General features: G+C 43.2%; 22 protein-coding genes. 18 read left to right on the forward strand and 4 right to left on the reverse strand.

Going from position 1 to position 16,949, the window contains the following annotated elements; translation table 11 throughout:
• Window positions 1–3: 3 nt before the first annotated feature.
• The 17 genes from P2H89_RS10910 to P2H89_RS10990 all read left to right on the forward strand — a co-directional run bounded on the left by P2H89_RS10910 (window position 4) and on the right by P2H89_RS10990 (window position 12,465).
• Entirely contained in the window at window positions 4–1,386 is a 1,383-nt protein-coding gene (locus P2H89_RS10910) for a hypothetical protein (RefSeq protein ID WP_275826772.1), read from the forward strand.
• 131 nt (window positions 1,387–1,517) lie between these two features.
• Window positions 1,518–1,706: a hypothetical protein gene (locus P2H89_RS10915; RefSeq protein WP_275826773.1), complete on the forward strand. Its 189-nt coding sequence runs from the start codon at window positions 1,518–1,520 to the stop codon at window positions 1,704–1,706.
• 1,272 nt (window positions 1,707–2,978) lie between these two features.
• The gene (locus tag P2H89_RS10920; RefSeq protein WP_275826774.1) at window positions 2,979–3,485 is read left to right on the forward strand and encodes a hypothetical protein; all 507 of its coding nucleotides are present in this window, start codon (window positions 2,979–2,981) and stop codon (window positions 3,483–3,485) included.
• Window positions 3,486–3,576: 91 nt separating this feature from the next.
• Entirely contained in the window at window positions 3,577–4,467 is an 891-nt protein-coding gene (locus P2H89_RS10925; RefSeq protein WP_275826775.1) for a hypothetical protein, read from the forward strand.
• 392 nt (window positions 4,468–4,859) lie between these two features.
• The gene (locus P2H89_RS10930) at window positions 4,860–5,057 is read left to right on the forward strand and encodes a hypothetical protein (RefSeq protein ID WP_275826776.1); all 198 of its coding nucleotides are present in this window, start codon (window positions 4,860–4,862) and stop codon (window positions 5,055–5,057) included.
• A 446-nt stretch (window positions 5,058–5,503) separates the two neighbouring features.
• Window positions 5,504–5,695: a hypothetical protein gene (locus tag P2H89_RS10935; RefSeq protein WP_275826777.1), complete on the forward strand. Its 192-nt coding sequence runs from the start codon at window positions 5,504–5,506 to the stop codon at window positions 5,693–5,695.
• Between the two features lie 319 nt (window positions 5,696–6,014).
• Entirely contained in the window at window positions 6,015–6,185 is a 171-nt protein-coding gene (locus tag P2H89_RS10940) for a hypothetical protein (RefSeq protein WP_275826778.1), read from the forward strand.
• Window positions 6,186–6,197: 12 nt separating this feature from the next.
• Window positions 6,198–7,025 (forward strand): hypothetical protein, encoded by an 828-nt coding sequence (locus tag P2H89_RS10945; RefSeq protein WP_275826779.1) that lies wholly within the window; start codon window positions 6,198–6,200, stop codon window positions 7,023–7,025.
• A 52-nt stretch (window positions 7,026–7,077) separates the two neighbouring features.
• Entirely contained in the window at window positions 7,078–7,710 is a 633-nt protein-coding gene (locus P2H89_RS10950) for a hypothetical protein (protein WP_275826780.1), read from the forward strand.
• Window positions 7,707–8,042 carry a hypothetical protein gene (locus tag P2H89_RS10955; protein WP_275826781.1) on the forward strand — a complete coding sequence of 112 codons (336 nt, stop codon included), beginning with the start codon at window positions 7,707–7,709 and terminating at the stop codon, window positions 8,040–8,042. The genes P2H89_RS10950 and P2H89_RS10955 overlap by 4 nt, the downstream gene beginning before the upstream one ends.
• 2 nt (window positions 8,043–8,044) lie before the next feature.
• The gene (locus tag P2H89_RS10960) at window positions 8,045–8,428 is read left to right on the forward strand and encodes a hypothetical protein (protein ID WP_275826782.1); all 384 of its coding nucleotides are present in this window, start codon (window positions 8,045–8,047) and stop codon (window positions 8,426–8,428) included.
• 13 nt (window positions 8,429–8,441) lie between these two features.
• Window positions 8,442–9,041, forward strand: a complete 600-nt coding sequence (locus tag P2H89_RS10965; protein ID WP_275826783.1) for a hypothetical protein — start codon at window positions 8,442–8,444, stop codon at window positions 9,039–9,041.
• A complete protein-coding gene (locus tag P2H89_RS10970) occupies window positions 9,038–9,844 on the forward strand; it encodes a hypothetical protein (protein WP_275826784.1) in 807 nt (268 codons plus the stop codon). The genes P2H89_RS10965 and P2H89_RS10970 overlap by 4 nt, the downstream gene beginning before the upstream one ends.
• A gap of 3 nt (window positions 9,845–9,847) precedes the next feature.
• A complete protein-coding gene (locus tag P2H89_RS10975) occupies window positions 9,848–10,405 on the forward strand; it encodes a glucosaminidase domain-containing protein (protein WP_275826785.1) in 558 nt (185 codons plus the stop codon).
• Between the two features lie 45 nt (window positions 10,406–10,450).
• The gene (locus P2H89_RS10980) at window positions 10,451–10,654 is read left to right on the forward strand and encodes a hypothetical protein (protein ID WP_275826786.1); all 204 of its coding nucleotides are present in this window, start codon (window positions 10,451–10,453) and stop codon (window positions 10,652–10,654) included.
• Between the two features lie 11 nt (window positions 10,655–10,665).
• Complete coding sequence (locus tag P2H89_RS10985) at window positions 10,666–11,067, forward strand: hypothetical protein (protein ID WP_275826787.1); 402 nt, start codon at window positions 10,666–10,668, stop codon at window positions 11,065–11,067.
• A gap of 1,050 nt (window positions 11,068–12,117) precedes the next feature.
• Entirely contained in the window at window positions 12,118–12,465 is a 348-nt protein-coding gene (locus P2H89_RS10990; protein ID WP_275826788.1) for a hypothetical protein, read from the forward strand.
• 51 nt (window positions 12,466–12,516) lie between these two features.
• On the opposite strand, the gene P2H89_RS10995 is transcribed toward P2H89_RS10990, so the two are convergent.
• The 3 genes from P2H89_RS10995 to P2H89_RS11005 form a co-directional block, all read right to left on the reverse strand.
• Entirely contained in the window at window positions 12,517–12,765 is a 249-nt protein-coding gene (locus P2H89_RS10995) for a hypothetical protein (protein WP_275826789.1), read from the reverse strand.
• Window positions 12,766–13,183: 418 nt separating this feature from the next.
• Complete coding sequence (locus P2H89_RS11000) at window positions 13,184–13,606, reverse strand: hypothetical protein (protein ID WP_275826790.1); 423 nt, start codon at window positions 13,604–13,606, stop codon at window positions 13,184–13,186.
• Window positions 13,572–13,880: a hypothetical protein gene (locus P2H89_RS11005; RefSeq protein ID WP_275826791.1), complete on the reverse strand. Its 309-nt coding sequence runs from the start codon at window positions 13,878–13,880 to the stop codon at window positions 13,572–13,574. The genes P2H89_RS11000 and P2H89_RS11005 overlap by 35 nt, the downstream gene beginning before the upstream one ends.
• A 118-nt stretch (window positions 13,881–13,998) precedes the next feature.
• On the opposite strand from P2H89_RS11005, the gene P2H89_RS11010 reads away from it, so the two are divergent.
• Entirely contained in the window at window positions 13,999–14,415 is a 417-nt protein-coding gene (locus tag P2H89_RS11010; protein ID WP_275826792.1) for a helix-turn-helix transcriptional regulator, read from the forward strand.
• Window positions 14,416–14,455: 40 nt separating this feature from the next.
• On the opposite strand, the gene P2H89_RS11015 is transcribed toward P2H89_RS11010, so the two are convergent.
• Complete coding sequence (locus tag P2H89_RS11015; protein WP_275826793.1) at window positions 14,456–15,310, reverse strand: hypothetical protein; 855 nt, start codon at window positions 15,308–15,310, stop codon at window positions 14,456–14,458.
• Window positions 15,311–16,949: the final 1,639 nt, after the last annotated feature.

Genomic DNA, 16,949 nt, shown 5'->3' on the forward strand with positions numbered 1-16,949 from the left:
ACAATGAAAAAAGTATTGCTGACCGGATTGCTGGCCGCTACAGGATTGGGACTCTATGCCCAAAAGCTGGACAAGGCTAAAGACCTGCTCACCCAAAAGAAGCTCCCTGCAGCTAAAACTGAGATCGACGGAGTAGTTGCCGCTGAAAAAACAGCCAGCAACCCCGATGCCTGGTACACAAGAGCCAAGATCTACGCCGCTATTAGCAAAGATTCTTCGCTGAAAGGCACCGTACCCGATGCCCGCGACCAGGTAATGTCATCTTTGAAGAAGTACCAGGAACTGGAAGACGCCAAGGAAAAAGACCCCGCCAAGAGATACATCGCATCGACCATGGACGGCAACTCAGCCCTGATCGACGTGTACTCCGGCTATTCCAAAGACGGTGCTTCTTTCTACAACGCCGGTAACTACAACGATGCGTTGACCAACTTCAAAAAGACCCTCGAAGTATTCGATGTGCTCGCTGCCAAAGGCATCGTGCCCATGAAACTCGATACCACCACCACGCTGTACGCCGGTATCTCTGCCGAAAAGGCCAACAAGCCCGACGAAGCAGCTATATACTACTCAAAGATCGCCGAAGCCAAATGTAAGAGCGAAGGTTTCGTAGAGATCTACAAATGGCTGGCCGACCACTACCGTCAGAAAGGCGATGTGGCTACTTCTCAAAAGTTCTCAGCCCTCGGAAAAGAAGTATATCCCCAGGATTCATTCTGGACTGGCTTCGACCTCGAAATGCTGAGCGAGAAAGGCACCAAGGCTGAGTTGTTCAAGAAGTATGAGGAAGTAATCAAGGAAAATCCCGATAACCATATCTTCCTGTTCAACTATGCAGTGGAGCTGTACAAAGAAGGTTACAACGAAGACGTCACCAAGCGCCCGGCCAACTCGAAAGAGCTGATCGCCAAGGCAGCTGAAATGATGAAGCGCACCCTGGAAAAGAAGCCTGATTACGCCAATGCCAATATGGTAATGGGCCAGATCCTGTACAACCAGGGCGTAGACATCAATACCGAGAATAAAGCGATCCGCCCAACCGGTGGTGCTAAATTGACGCCCGACCAACTGAAGAAGAAAGAAGAACTCCGTTTGGAAGTGGTGAAGAAGTTCGACGAAGCAACTCCTTATTTCCAGAAGGTTGATCAACTGCTCGACAAGCAGGGCAAGCTGAAGATGGACGAAAAAGAGATCCTGAAGAATGCACTGGATCTGATGATCACCATCAACGAAGAAAAGACAGCTCAACTGGAGTCCAAGCGCAATGCTGCCGAACTGAAAAAAGCGGCTGCAGAAGTGAAGACCTACGAAGCAGACATCAAAAAGCTGCAGGATCAGACCACTGCACTCACCGAAAAGTTCAACAACGTAGACCGTAAGCACTAAGCAGAACCCTGTAGCGGTAAAAAACACGCTGCAAGCGGGATTACTGGTAAGAATATTATAAGAGAACCCTCGTTATTACGAGGGTTTTTTTTATTTTTAAAGTAGTTCCTAACCTTTAAACAACGTGAGACATGTCAAGCTACAACGATCTGCTGCTATTAGTGTTTATTCTCGTCACCGTACCATGCTTTACGTACTGGATGGGTTACCGCAGTGGGGAGAAATCGGGCGAGTTGAGAGTGTATAAGGATATACAAGACAAAAGCCACGCCGACATGGAAGCGACACCGGGCTTAACAGACGCACCGGCATCCGCTTAACATCGAAGCTAAAGACCAACCGACAGGCAACATTACACCGAAACTTATTTGAAGGCAAAGTCTCCGCTTTGCCTTTTTTCGTGCCTGCGAGGGCTGGAAATGACGCTTGAAGGCCTGGGCTTTTCTCAAAACCGTCACCACCCGAAGTGCGCCAGATTCGGGTAAACCCGGCTGGGATGCAGATACGGCAGCCACACCAGAGGTCAGGTAGGTTTATTTTAGCCGGGTTCCGGGCGCTAAGTCAGCTTGGAATGGTTGGTTAAAAGACCAGGCTGTGGGGTAGTTTCGGGGGTAGGAAATCGTAAACCGGCGGCTCCCGAAGCCCGAACCAACTCCATCCAAACCCGCCTGAAAGCCCGCCTTTAAATGCACTCATATTCACTGCACATTGCACTGGCCCTCTATGAAAAGTGCGGGTTTTAGGCAACTCCAGTGCCATTACAGTAGGGTACACAGGCTATAAACAGCGGATTCTCCGTGAATTACACACGTTTTAAAAGAGAGTTTCGAATAAATAGGGGACTTAAAAGAGGAAGGAATAGCCGCTATTGCCTTTATTCTTAGGCTTTTGCGACATGGCGAGTATTTTACGTATAAAAGTCACTGTGAATAGAGTTTCAAACAGTGAAATATAGTAACTTCCATTTAGTAGTTCTTTGACTTAGGCACATGAAAGATAGCTGAAAGGAATTTTTGCTATCTCTATCTTGTTAAACATGGATTGAGTGAATACTTGATTCGGGAGATAAGGGAGCTTAGTTAAGTGCAAGGCGACAGCGTTCGCCTTTTTAATGTAGTATGCTATTTAACATAACGTTAAGAATACCACAGCATCAAAAACGCACTTAACTAACTGATTCTCAATTCAAGTTGCATCCATTAAAAAAAACATAAGAGGGTAGAAGGCCATATGTTTTTTAAAGTGGATATGAATAAAGCTTTCCACTGTCTCAATTAGTCAATTTTTCTTTTTATTCTCCTATCGGTCAGGGAACAATTTCCCGACCATTTAATTTCTTTTACAAGCGCCACGTTCGGCGCAAAATTTCCCATCAAAAATTCAAAAGGTTAGTGCAGTCTCATAGGTAGTTGCACTTATCGTGGTTCGCATGTATTTGATTTAGGTCAACTAACGTATACGTATAACTACCTTTAATCCATTCATTTTGAATATTTTAACATTAGTATAAGTGCATTTGCGCTACCGATCGCATCCATTTAAACGTAGTAAAAAGGTAGGTACCTAAATCTCTAACCAAAAAAGATCGGTCTATGAACAACGTTAAGAATGACGGCGCAAAGCCAATCACGCTGCAGGCAGTAGAAAGACAACCAGAGATTACACCGGTTAAAAAGCTAAAACCGAAGCCGGTTAAGGAAAAAGTGGTTTACAAGAGTTCAATGGAACGAATGACGAACCGTGATTGGACTGGATTAAAAAAACGTTTGCGGTACATGAGGGGGCAATTGGACTGCATGTACACTTTTGATTCACACATCTATTTACTTAATCCTGATTTAGCTCCCCCCAAGGCTTTGCAACGGAAAAAGCGAAAGGAAATCAGGCAGCTTGTAAATGCAATAGACCTGCTTTTGGAATTCGAAGGGCTGGTGAACTTGAGGTACTTTACGAGGGAAGACTTTAAGCCAGGCGAAAGGGCACCGTTTACGATACTGGCAAATAAACCCTATACGGTAACCCCATATGCAGCAAAGCATCCATTGACGACAAATAGAAATCCGGTCCCGTTCTGCTATGGTCCCCGAAAGAAATTTTAAGTTAGCAAGCTACCCCCATTAAATTCTGAAATCCGTCCCTTTCTCTTTCCCATTGTCTCTCGCGTTTATTAATTTTTAAATCATACATTTTATGGCATCAAAAAACACAGCGGCTGCCGCAAGGCAGACCGCTAAACCCGTTTTATCGGTAGTCAACTTTGAAAACGTAGATTTTTCAAACTCACAAAATGCGCCGGCTGTTACATCACAGGCTGAAGTTTTGCCACCCGCTCCGGCTGCTATCGTTTTACAAGATGACCAAAACGTCATGCAAAGTAAGCGTTATGTTAGGGGTATAGTAGAGTACATGTCTCCCGCTGAAATTCTGGAGCCGGTCTTGCAACTCCTTAGACAGACCTCCGGCAAATTGATCCTAACCGGAACAAATGAGCTGACCAACGCAAATGCAGACAGCAGCTTAAATGTGTCCTACGGGCGGCTAAACCTCGTGGCCCGCTTTGAAATCGATGCGGAGGTTTTCTATGAAATCGGGGTTCTGATAGCCTACGATTTGCAGATTCCAAAGATCAAAATATACAGCGGGGCCAAGGTTTCCGCGTGTATGAATCTTTGCGTATTTCAGGCGGATGATGTGGTAAAATTTGACATTACGAACGGGGTCAACCTGCAAATGGTTCAAACATTTCTCACGCAGTTAACGGAGAGGATCGCCAATGTTAGCCGGATCGTACAAAGGCTGAAGGGCGTACCGATCAGCCCGGAGGCAATGGATACCCTAATTGGCCGGATGCTGATAAAGACCACAGAAAAGAAGCTGGCGCACGGTACCACCTCGATATTGTCAGGGCTTGACACCATGACCGATGACAGGAGCAAATACTATTACAAGCAGCCCAATTTTAACGCCTGGCTTTTTTACAACGCCTTTACCGAATACATGGAAAAGCGGGTTAATTTCTTTGATATCCCAGACAAGGCGCGGGACGTATTCAGCCTGATTTCAGAAAATTGCCTTTCCTAAAATCTAAAACCTTCTGCGGTCCGTTTATTCTGGCAGGAGAGTACTATTAGGGAATAATTCTGAAAGAATTCATAGGTTAATGGCATCTGTATATTCCAAATACCCGGCTTATTCAGGCCGGGTTTCTTTTGGGTCGATCGATTTAACGGTAAAGTGTTAGTCAATAAACTCTATAGCTAAAAGTCATTATACTTTTACTGTAGGTTAGTTTAATATGCCGTCATGACGCAGCCCGGCTCTTTTGAGCCGGGTTTCTTTTTGCCTTTTTTCCTCCCGATCCCAATATTTTAACAATTTTTATTTGGAAACCGCTATAATTCGTTTGTATATTTACGTTAGTTCTTTACAAGCGGACAAAGGCGGATTATCGCCCAATCTTCAAAATGTTTTCTATGACGAAATACTACAACGTCATAGCCAAAAACAAAAACGGAGCCTTTGCGAAGTATCGCAGGGTTTCTACGCCTTACCGTCTGGCCGACTATCTTTCCCGTAACAATTTCCTGTACGCTACATATTATAATAAGAGTGACCGCTCAAAGGCGGGTTACTGGAACAAGCAAGACGGCTTGGTCTTGGATCGCTTGTAACTGGCTATGACGCTAAAAAACTGAGGTATACCACCACCTCATGAAAAACCACCTTTCACCCCGTCCGGGTAGGACAATACACTACTAAACCCCGCCGAAGGCACCATTTTTCGACTGCAATGCTCGGCCACTGACACGGCCATGTTTACATAAACAAGACGCTAAAGAGGCTTAAATAGGACCACAGACAGCCAGCCACCTGTAGGCACTGGCTGAACGTTTTCACGTTTCCCCACGGCCCGCTTCGGCGGGCCTGCGGGGTCTAATCAAGGCAAAAGCCCTCAACGGAGCGTCGCAACGAACGCCCAATCCAGGATCGCCAGCCTGCTAACAAAACTTGTTGCTTTCGGCTTTATATCGGACACAGGGTAGGGGATAAGTTCTATAACATATCCCATCCGGTGACACTAATGACACCAAACACTCATTTTCTAACAATTTTCAAAATGGCTAATCGTGGTTTTCGCATTCTCGGACTGCCGCTAATTTGGGCACTCCTGATAGGTGTTGTTGTTTTTATCCTCTGGAAACCGATCACGGCGCTATTTAAAGGACTTGCGCAAAAATTCAAATCTCCGGAACAGACAGCGGCCGAACCGGCTGCGACAACAACGGAAACTGAGATCAAAAATTCTTAAAAACATTAATCTATGAGACGTAGTAGAAGGAAGATTATCCCAAAATCAATCTTCAGAAGATTGCCGACCAGAGTCAAAAAAATGGTCTCTCGCGTGGCTCGTCGCAGGCGTCGGTATTAAATCACATTTGTAAACAAAATCAAAAATGGCACGAAGGAGAGTGAAGCTGCTAGGTATGCGCTTCAAACCGATTGTTCTCATTGCACTGGGTGTAGGAGTATTATTATTTGGCAAAAAGATTTGGGCTATGATCCAAGGTATCATAAAACCTCCTACCCAATAGCCCGTTTTTAATCCGTACTTATTTATCTATTGAACAATGATTGTCAAGACAGGTGAAACCCGCCAAGAAGTATTAACGAGCGGCACCTACAATGGTATTCTGATCAATGTTACCCTATTCGCAGCACTGGTAAATAATCAGCTAAATGCTGCCGACTGGAATCCTGCAACCGTTCAGGTCAAATGCATCCTGCAACGCGAAAAGTAGCAGCATTTCGTAATGAATGACAACCTGCAAATTCTGGGGCTGTTTAACACAGTGATGAAAGGGGAGTATGAATTCTACAATGGCATGGACTACATATTCCCTGCCGTTGGAACAAAGAACATACGTCAGCACATGGTTTTCCTGTATTTCGGAATGCCATTACGTATCAACCTCGGGGATGTATTAATTACTGAAGTTACCATCCCCACTTCCGGTACATTTTCTTCGGACTGTGATCTTTCACTGTGTAATATAGAATTTACCGCTAACCCCTCGATTGGTTACGAAAGGGGCATTCCTTCGACGGTGAGTGAAGTAGTCCAGGAGAATAGCACAAAGCAGACTTTCAATCCCGGAAACCTTGTCACAGACCTATGTCTGTTGAATTTCGACAAGAATGATTTTACTACTCAGGTAGTGCAGACGTTGAACGTTTCCTCCGACCGCTGGAACTGGAACGGCAATTTTAATCAGGTGTATCTGAATCATACCCTGCAATACGGTTTTGTACCGAACTACCGGTACGGTTCTGTTTTACCTATTGCGGCCTCCGATCCTACAGGCCGGGTTTTCCGTGGCAATGACCAGTACCCGCAAACCTTCTACCTGTTCGGCGGTAAGACTGCAATGGGGAGGCAGGAGATTAACAAATGCCGGGTGGATATTTCCTTTAACGGAACACAGGTCGCGGCCTCTCAAAACTACCTTGTTTTCCGGCGCTTTATTACCTCAAAGAACATCATTCGCACCAGCGAATTGAGGGCGTATAAACACGCCGAAGAAAACCTAAAAGATGTTCCGCAAAGTCTCAGCGGCAACATGAACACAGGGGCTATATAGGTTTTAATGGTGAATGAAGGAGGTGCAAGCCTCCTTCTTTAAATTTCATGCTATGGACCCCGCGATGATTCAGGCGGCTATTACCGCCCGGAAGCAGCTTGTTAACCTGTTCCCGGAGCAAAGCACGGTTGGCCGCTTTATGAGGGCTTTCGATTCGGGCGACAATCTTTTTAGTTCCCTCATTAAAGGATGGAGCACCATTTTCAAGGGTAAAAAATACCGGTCAGGTCAATACCTGCTAGGCGAAAAGTACATGTTGTACGTGCTGGGCATCGATATTCACGACCGCAAAAAAGTACCTGATGAGATGGTAGGGGAGGCAATGGACTTCTTTTCCGCCCTGCTCTCGACCCCGATCACCACTTACGAGGCATTGGAGGAACTACAGAAAGATGTCGAATTGTACAGGAAAAACCGCTCGGAGGGAAAAGACACGGATCTACTTACACTTCAAAAAGCAAAGGATTTATTGAACAAGCTGCCCTTCAACGATATCAAAGGTGCTTGGCAAAGTCCGCTGCAAAGCTGGGCGGAAAGTGACACAAGCCAGGCGGGCATCATGTCAACGGTAGAAACGGCGCTCGGTATTCCTCCCGGAGTTGGTCTTAAAGGATGGATTATGCCCGTAGTCGGTATAGTCGTATTCCTCATTTTCATCAGGCTACTAAAATCAAAGAAAAGATGAGTGGTTTAGCGCCCTCCTTGGTTACTACAGGGCTGATTTCCGGCAGCATCAATACAGGGCTTATCAAACTCCCGGAAATAGGACAAAGCATTAGCCAGATCGGTACGGCCAAAACCCCGGAGACTAAAACAGGTGGTTTCTGGAACTTCCTCGGGAATCTGGTTAACAGCGGAGCAAGTATTTTAACCGGCGGCAAATCTATTGATCTGTCGAAAACCATTAAACTCCCGGAGGTAAAGGTCGATGCCGGGGTTAACTCAAACTCGCTGATTAAAATCGGCGTGTTTGCGATTGTCACAATAATTATTCTCAAAATCTTCAAAGTCTTTTAATCATGCGTCCCTATGATATGCTGCATGGTGTCGTGGAGAAATTCACACCCATCCCAAAATCTGAGGCTGCGGCACTCCAAACACAAGCCGTTACAGAATATCACAAAATCAAAAAGGATTGGGAGGAGATTCTATCCCATAATTCGGAGGAGGCAAAAAAAGCCGCTGACGATGTGAACTACGTCGCACAATACAGGCCATTAAAATTGAAACATAAACTGGTGAGCTTTTTTGAACGCTGGTACGTGCAGTATGCTATGGCCGTATTATTCATATTCCTGATTCGTGCAATACAACGGTGGCTGACTGATGCGCCTGAAAGCGAAAAGGAGGATGAAATGGACGTTTTTCAGGAGTTTCTGAAATTCAAACGAATGAACAATTAACCCTCGGTTGGTTATGCACAAGTATTTAAAGTTAGGGGGGGGCGGAAGATTTCCGCTCTCTTTTGTTTTGATCCTTGGCGGTCTGGTGGTGCTGGTGATCTGGCTTTCGAAGTCGGGTATTTTCAAATCACTGGGCGACGGCCTGCGTGGCCTGCTTGACCGGCTTAACCTGCTTTCCTCGAATATCAGTGACGTGGCCGGGTACGGATCAGTTGATCAGGCGACGAGCGTCAAGGGGCAGGTAAAGGCAATGGAAGCGGCGGCAAAAAAGAACAGGATCGAGCCGACAGCCTACCACATCGCAAAGGCCGGCGAAATCTGGGAACATATGGATTACGAGGTGCCTTTCGCTTTAATGAGCAATGATCTTCCCAAGGAAAAACAGGAAAAGATCATGAACATTTTTATCAATACTACGCTGGAAGATCAGGCAAAAATCATTCTGGCGTATGGTGAAAAAGCTGTTCCTGCACGCCTTTGGTGGTATCAGGTTCTATACAAGGACACCTCCGGCACTTTAAAGGACCATGTTACCCGGTATTTCACAGACAAAAATTCCCATGATGTAATGCTTCATTACATCAATTACGCTTTAAAAACCTTCCTACAATGATTAATCCGCAAGAAAACCCGCACCTCCTGACGCAGGACTATTTTCAGGAGCTATTGGAAAAGATTTTCCCGGGTATGAAGGTAAATGACATAATCCCTTTTCATCATCAGGGATTAGCGTCAGCAATGATTAACAACAGGAGTATCTATTATGGGTACTGGACTTTTCCTTGCAGTAGCTATAATACAGAATTGAGCCATATAAAGTGCGCCGGTTCTCCGGATAAGATCGTATTAGGTCCATTCCCTAATGGTGGTGTAACTGCCGGACTGGCGTTTGATTATTCGTGGTTTGGGTTGGCAAGCTACGTGCAGCATTCGGCCACATTCAACAGCTTCAGCATGACTTTTAGTGGCTTCAGGGCCACATTCGATAACACACCTGCGCCACCACCGGCGCCGATTCCAGAACCCATTACGACGGAATATGAATATACTTCCCAGCCTCCAGGTGTATTTGAAGAAGGAATGCTCAAATACCAGTTTCAGGTACAAGGGGTGCCGAACAGTACGCTTCACATGAATTTGGATGGTACATCATATTTCGGTAATGACATTGGTTCATGGAGTGTACGGTATCAGGGTGGGGGAGATATGTTTCCCCCTATTGCGCTCTCCCAGTTTAATACTAGCCCGGTTGTAGGCTATGACGTGGAATTGAATAGTAGCGGATTGGCAAATATGGAATTGCGCTTCTTTCCTTATCCCGGATTTGGCTTTGCTGGCGTCTATGGTAACATAGTCAGTGCAACGGCTGGAGTTCCGGGTTCTCCGCTAATCACCTTTGAATATGGTAATATCTGATGTATGAATGAAATTCAGGTAAAAATTTACAGTGCGTCGCAAGAACGACTCCTGCGTAAATTTTCTGCTGAACAGTCGGAATTGCTGGCAAGATTTATGGTTGCGCAGGCGGCGCACGAAACCGGCAATTTTACGTCAGACGCTTTCAAGCGTAACAATAATACCGCAGGATACAAACCATTTCCCTCCAGTATTTGGCAGGTATACCCAAGCCCAGCAGGGGCCAATAAAACCTACGCATACTTTTCTTCAATAGAAAATTCATGCTATGAAGTTGCCGACTGGCTGGGACGTAGGGAAACGGCCTTTAGCAAAGTCAAGACCGTGGCAGATTTCGCAGCAGCCCTGCGAAGCAATAATTATTACACGGACACAGTTGGGAATTACACGTCTGGTCTGTCGTTTTACTTCAGCTCACTTTTTAAAGAGGCTGGCGCAGGTGTTGGTGCTTTATTTTCAGGACAGGACAAAAAAATCGATCTGTTACCAATTTTAGCGACGACCATCATCACTTTTGTCGCCTCTTATTTTCTCCGCCAATTATTTAAAAAACGTAAATAAAGACCTGTTCTCACACAGGTCTTTTTCTACCTCAATCTATTTTTTATGACAAGAAATGAGCGTTACACCGTAACGTACCTAAAGCTATTGGTTGCAGGTGATCGCTTTCGTTTTGGCAAGCTGGATTTGCTACACAGCGTAGAATTTGCCAATGGGCAGGGTGTAGAAATCTACAATATGATTACGCGGCAAAAATGCTTTTATACGAAAGCAGTCTGCAATAAAGAAAAAGTTCTCAAAATCCTCTAAATCTCAAAATCATGACAGCACTGAATTTCCTGAAACACTTTAAATCTAAAAGGTATACGTCTGAGATGCTCAACAATATAGAGCATGTCTTAACCTATTGCGAAAATACCCTCCAGCACAAAACCTATATGACAGCCAGCGACGAATACGACCAGCGGCTATTGTGGGCGTTTGGCCAGGCATTACACTTTTACGGGTGCAATTTCCAGATTGGAAAATTAACCCAAGCCAATGCAGCTTATGAACGCTGGGTTTCTACGGTAGGGGTGCCGGAAGTGGTTGTAATAAATGAGATAGCCGCCCGTATGCTATCCTATTTGCACAATAGCGTATACGATATCCGGTATTACAGAAAACTGATAGGGGAGTTCACCTACTACCGATACATAAAGGAGCTAAAAGAAAAACATTGACAGAAAATCTTCTATATGATAGACACCATTGTCCTACGGATTCACAACGTCAAAAAATATGAAAAAACATACAACTATTTCTTTAACGCAAAAAAGTCGGGTATCACTACGGCTTACGTGGATGAGGATACGGGAGAATATTTTGAAAATAGGGCGCATCTGGCTACTGTCTTTAGTGATACTCTTCGTTCTATTCCTCTTGTTCATCGTAGCTCTATTTTTCTGCCTAGTTCTCACTACAGCGTATCCTACTGTATTAATAGTACAAGGGATTATTTCGAGTTTAATTTCTCTATTCCTAAGTATATCTGGTCGACGAACCTGATGCAGTTCATTTCCTATTACGACGAAAGCCCTACCGGAACTTGGTCCCTGTTAATCAAATTCCTTGACGATTTCTTCAAAACGACGTTTCCCGAAAAAATAATCCCGGAGGATGTGGAGATCCACAGGCTGGATATCTGTTACAATCAGTTTTTTCCTACAAAGGAGAATGCCTTGGAATATCTGGAGCATCAAAAAGACCTTGTTAGGAAATACGCGCGGGCGGACTACAATACATACAGGCCGGCGACTTACCGGACCTCGTGGGAGCTGATCACAAAGCGGTACAAGTTCAAATGTTATCATAAGGGGACGGAGTTTCAGGTACACGACTATAAGGAACTGATTAAGGACAAGTATTCGAACCCCCATAATCTGGATATTCAGTTTCTCCAGGACAATGCCGACCGGATACTGCGGTATGAGCTGACTTTGAGGCATACCTATTTCAATTACCTGTTTGAGAAGATTTACTTTGAAACCGATACCCGGTCAGACTATTACAATTATGGGGACAGCCGGTATAGGAGCGTATTTAAGCAATGCTTTGAGGCTGCAATAAAAGTTAAAGGAAAGACTGAATTGGAGCGGTTCTTCAGTAGGAGTAAGCACTTTATGTTATCAAGCGTTCTGGATTTTACGGATAACCCGATTACCGTATTGCAATCGCCTCATGTAACATTCAACCGGACGTTTTGGAACTGCTGTTATGATAAATTTTTCGATATGTTACACAAATTCCAGCTTAACCGGTTATTGTCGATCCATGAGGTGGCAAAGAAAGTGGACGATATGAACGAAACAGCGAGGCTTAAAAACTCCCTGCGGCGTGGTTTCGGGAAGGAAAAAGACAAACCCCGACTGATCGCTTATGCAATGCTGGCGCAGTTTGTACCGGTGGACGACCTAAAAGGGTACATGAACAAGCGGACCTTTTTGAGGATGAAAGCGGATTTAAAGGACTTGGGTATAGGAGATACCAGCCGGCTAAATAGCCTTTCGATGCCGGAGCCCAGGACTGACTATTGGGACTACAAAATGACCTTTGGTGGCTACCATTTCAAATACATTTAAAGCAGTGCTTACTTGCAGCGTAAGCGGTTTATACTAATGTGCCGTCACGTTTCAACGTGATGGTTTGTTTTTTGACGGCTTAATCTTAACCCGAAGCAGCTTTTCCTTGGGAATTTTTGTGTATTGGGCAACGTAGTTGATTGCCTTCTTTGTTGTGAGTGGGTTATTGGCCTTGTTCTGGGCCAAATACAGGCTAATTGTAGTCGTCCGCCGATCCAGAAACCCTGCCATATCCTCAATAAGTGAAGGAGAGGCGATGAAGGCGTAATAGGCCGTTTGCGTTAGTGTTTTTTCTGCCATGTTCATGATTTTAAAGGAAAATGGCCGTACACAAGTTACAAAGTGACGGCCATTTGAGTACGAATTAAAATTGACCTTACCTCCTCCTAAGAAATATTTTAAGTAAAAGGCCGCCCGTAGAAACGGTTGCCTTATGGGGTATCCCTGTGAATATTCGTAAAGAGGGGATACAAAATTTGTAGTCTATTAGAAAGAAACCCCGATCTGTCTTTTTTAAAAGGCCGCCCGTGGAAACGGTTGCCTTTTGAAAGGATTTCCCATGAAATCCTGCTTACTGTTCATTGCATAAATCCCAAGCAGTCTTTTAAAAAGGCCGCCGCAAGGGCCAGCGGCCTTGGGTTACAGGGCTGTAGTTTTCATCGATTCCCCCAATGAAATCTATCAATGAACCTGTAACCATCTTCTCATTACCTTAACCTTAGAGCGTTGCCTTTCTATCCTGTGCTTGTCCTTTTACTATATTGAATGAGATTATTATGATTTGATTGTAATGGAGCTTCGTGTCCATCGAAATAATTTGAATTGCCCCCAAAAGCGTTAAGGGGCTATTTTCCGGATTGGTTTTAAGCATTGTCCTAATCTTTCCTTCCGGTAGATTGAGACTTACTGCAAGTCTTGAAACAAGCGGTTCATTTATTTTCCGAATGGCAGCAGTTGAAAGCCGAAATCTGGGGAAATCTATCTGGCCACGTATTATTAGGGCTGTAGCATAGTCGTTCGTTGGATTAAGTTGATCCAGCCGGATTTCCTTTCCATTGAGATATACAATGTGGCGGCGTACTTCTTCTAATGAATAATTGAATTTTTTAAGCCGCATTGTCTGTCTGCTTATTGCTGTCATAAATTGTCTTACGTAATAGAACTGATACCCGTAAAATAAAATTCAGCGTTTCACGACGGAGCCTTGGGCTTATCATAGGATTTTCAGGAGGCATTAAGGCTATGATAAGCGTACCCAGCCTGACTTCGCAATCTTTTTGGGTGAAATCCTTCCGAAATAGTTCTATAATTACACTGGCCTCTAAATCATCTTGGCCGGTGGTAAGGAGACGTAAAATTTCTAAGTCAAATTTGTCCATTTCGGTTACACCTTCCTTATATTTGTTGTCAGTCATTTATCAGGTTCGTTGACAAATCGAAGGTAGGTTTGGTAGAGAACAGCAAAGAAAAACTGGGTATACGAAATGTTCCTATTGAGAACAAATTGTACATTTAAAAAATCAAATCTTACTTATGGTAAAAACAATCAGCAGTCAAGAATTAAGGACTAAAATCGGCCACAACCTAGCAACCATTCGGGCATTCAGAAACAAAAAACAGGAGACTGTAGCTGACGAAACCGAAATAGCCAGGACTACACTTAGTAAAATAGAAACAGGGCAGCATGAGGCTCTCACTTTGGATACGCTTGTACAGTTGTGTAACTACTATGGTACTACTTTAGCTGAGGTTTTTGATCTTGGTTTGACGACAGTATATAACACAATGCAACCAATTACTGTAAATAGTGGAGGTACGGCAAATCCAACTAACTTAAAGAAGATCGAGCATGAACTTGGAACAGGTTATGAAGTGGCTCTCGACCTGCTAAAGAATGAAAACGCATTTTTGAGGGCTCAAGTGGAGAAATTGACTGACTCGAAGAAATAAACAGGGTCAGGATGACAAAAAAAAGAGATTTATTATCTTATTAAGGATTTACTTGGGTAAAAGGAGTGAATTTTAATGAATCGCCTAACATATAGGGTTGCGACGCGCCTTTAAAAAATAATGCCGAATCATTGGGGGATAGGCGTTGTATCATTAATTTATTCTGCGTATTAAGTTCGAAATTCTGCCTAACGAGTAGATCGTTCTGTTTTTGGGTTTTTTCTGTTTGTTTGGCAAGTAATTCATTTTGGGCTTGTGTCCATTGTGTCTCTTCTCGATATGCACGAACCATGTCACGGTCAGACTGTTTCATAGATAAGTACAATGAAAAAATGGAAGTAATAGCAGCAACAAAAGCAAAGGCGCCAGAAACAAAAACGTTAATTCTAGAAATACTATTTGTCCTAATTGTGGATGCTGTTATTTCATCTTGGGTTTTCTCAGATTGATACCTTCTCAAATACGTTTGAGTATTGAGGGTAATGAATCCCGAAGGTAAAAGGCGAATTTCTTTTATGTGTACTTTTTCGTAGGCATATCTTCTTTCTATTACTATATCGCCTTGGGCATATAGAATTTCGAGCGCTGCACTGACTTCTTTAAAGGTGTAAGGGAATTCTGAGATTTCATCGACGTTTAATCTGATGCTTTGAATTGATTTCGGTTCAAAAGGGTAGCCTTTAATTTTTGTTTTATCATTAAGGTATTGAACTAAGGTACCGAAGTGCATTTGTGCACTCCGAATATGAAATTCATAAAAGGGAAATTCTCCTTCATCTTCCTTTCCCAACATGGGTCCGCTTCCTTGTACTAATGCAATTTCAACTAACGAGTCAAGTATTTTATGCATTAGGTAATAAATACCTAAATTTTGAGGTTGTTTAACATTTTTCATAACCAAAGAAGTAGAGAATTGATTGTTTAAAGTGGGTTTACTTTTGCTTTTAAAAATTAGTAGCAAATGCATTCGGAATGTAACAACTAACAAAAACTTCTGGAAATTTTTGTCGTGAAACTGAACAAATGGATGTCATACAAATGATAGCTAGAGTCAAAAGGAATAAGAAAGCAGAAAATTGTAGGAAACGAATAGTTTGCAAAGACAAAGATTGACTGAAGACTTGAAATTTGTCACAGCAAACAAAAAATCTGAGAAATTAAACGTTCGTCGACGCCACACAGTATCAAGCAATTATGTGACAAATGCATTAATACGTTTAAATTTTTAGACTTGGTGTAAGATATTTTTATACTTTTGATGGTAACATTTATGTTACTCCGAAAGGACAAAGCAATGATTCATAAGAACTTGCTATGTGAAATTCAAATTCTTTCGATCTAGATATTATAACATGTATCGGCATAAAAAAATACCGCTACGCCCTTACGGGTTTCGCGGTATTTAACAAGACTACCGATTTGACCGACGACGGGTCCGTGTTACAGCACGGGCCCCTTTTTGTATAGGGGCCTTTTCGGTTTGCTTTGTCTTCGCCAGCTTAGGCAACACCTTTCGATTTTCTTCCAGGATCTCGTCATGATCTCGTTCTGATAATTCTTCCTGAACCTTTTCGAAATTGATCTCAAAATCACAGTTCCACCTTGGGAAAAACAGCCTAAAATAGGCGGTTGTCTTCGAACTTTTCATCCTTTTGTTTTTAGATTAAAAAAAAACGTTATTCGTATTGCATCATACGCGACGAGAATCCCTAAAACAACTGTCAATGAAAAGAACTAAGAGCTGGGGACAAAAGTAAAATGAATTGAAATACAGAATATTTTTTTTTGCAACTGAACCGCCGTAAAAGGTTCCACGGCCAACAAAAAAGCTATTTACCTATCTATATATTACTGATTATAAAACATTTGTAAAGCGTGATTCTGTTTAAAAATAGTTAATCACTCGCGTGTATAAAGTGTTCCATTTTACCCACAATTGGCAAAAAGGGAATAGGGCTGTTATTTCCTGATGATTCAGACTACGCCGAAAGCCCGGGTGAGCAGGGATGGCCGGCGGCAACTGGTTTGCCTCCAGACGCCAGGAGGGAGGCACAAAATAAGCCCAGCGACCACTTTAATTCCCCGAAGCGCAGCGTAGGGGCGAATTTTCCCGCCAATTCTTTGACTTATGTCAAACAAATAATAGGGTATTTGCCTATCCTTTAACGTTGAAATTCCGTATATTACACTGTAGTTCTTTGACTTAGGCACCTGAATGATGGCAAAATTGAGTTTTTGCTATCTCTAACTTTTTGATTTTTGTAACTGGGGTTGGAGTTTGAACAACCAGAAAAATTGAAAAAGGGGCTTAGTTAAGTGCAAGGCGGAAGATTTCGCCTTTTAAATATGAGATGCTATTTAACATAACGTTAATTATAAACAGAAAGCGCAGACAGGTTTATTATAGCTGAAAACCAGTCTGCGCTTGCATTATATACGATTCTGGCAAAGCTTAAGTTCAACGGTTTGAGAATAAATTCTGTGCTTGCAGGATTCGATGCGCTTGAATACATTTACTCAAATTATTACCATGA

Source organism: Paraflavitalea sp. CAU 1676, from assembly GCF_029223285.1.
Classification (GTDB): Bacteria; Bacteroidota; Bacteroidia; order Chitinophagales; family Chitinophagaceae; genus Paraflavitalea.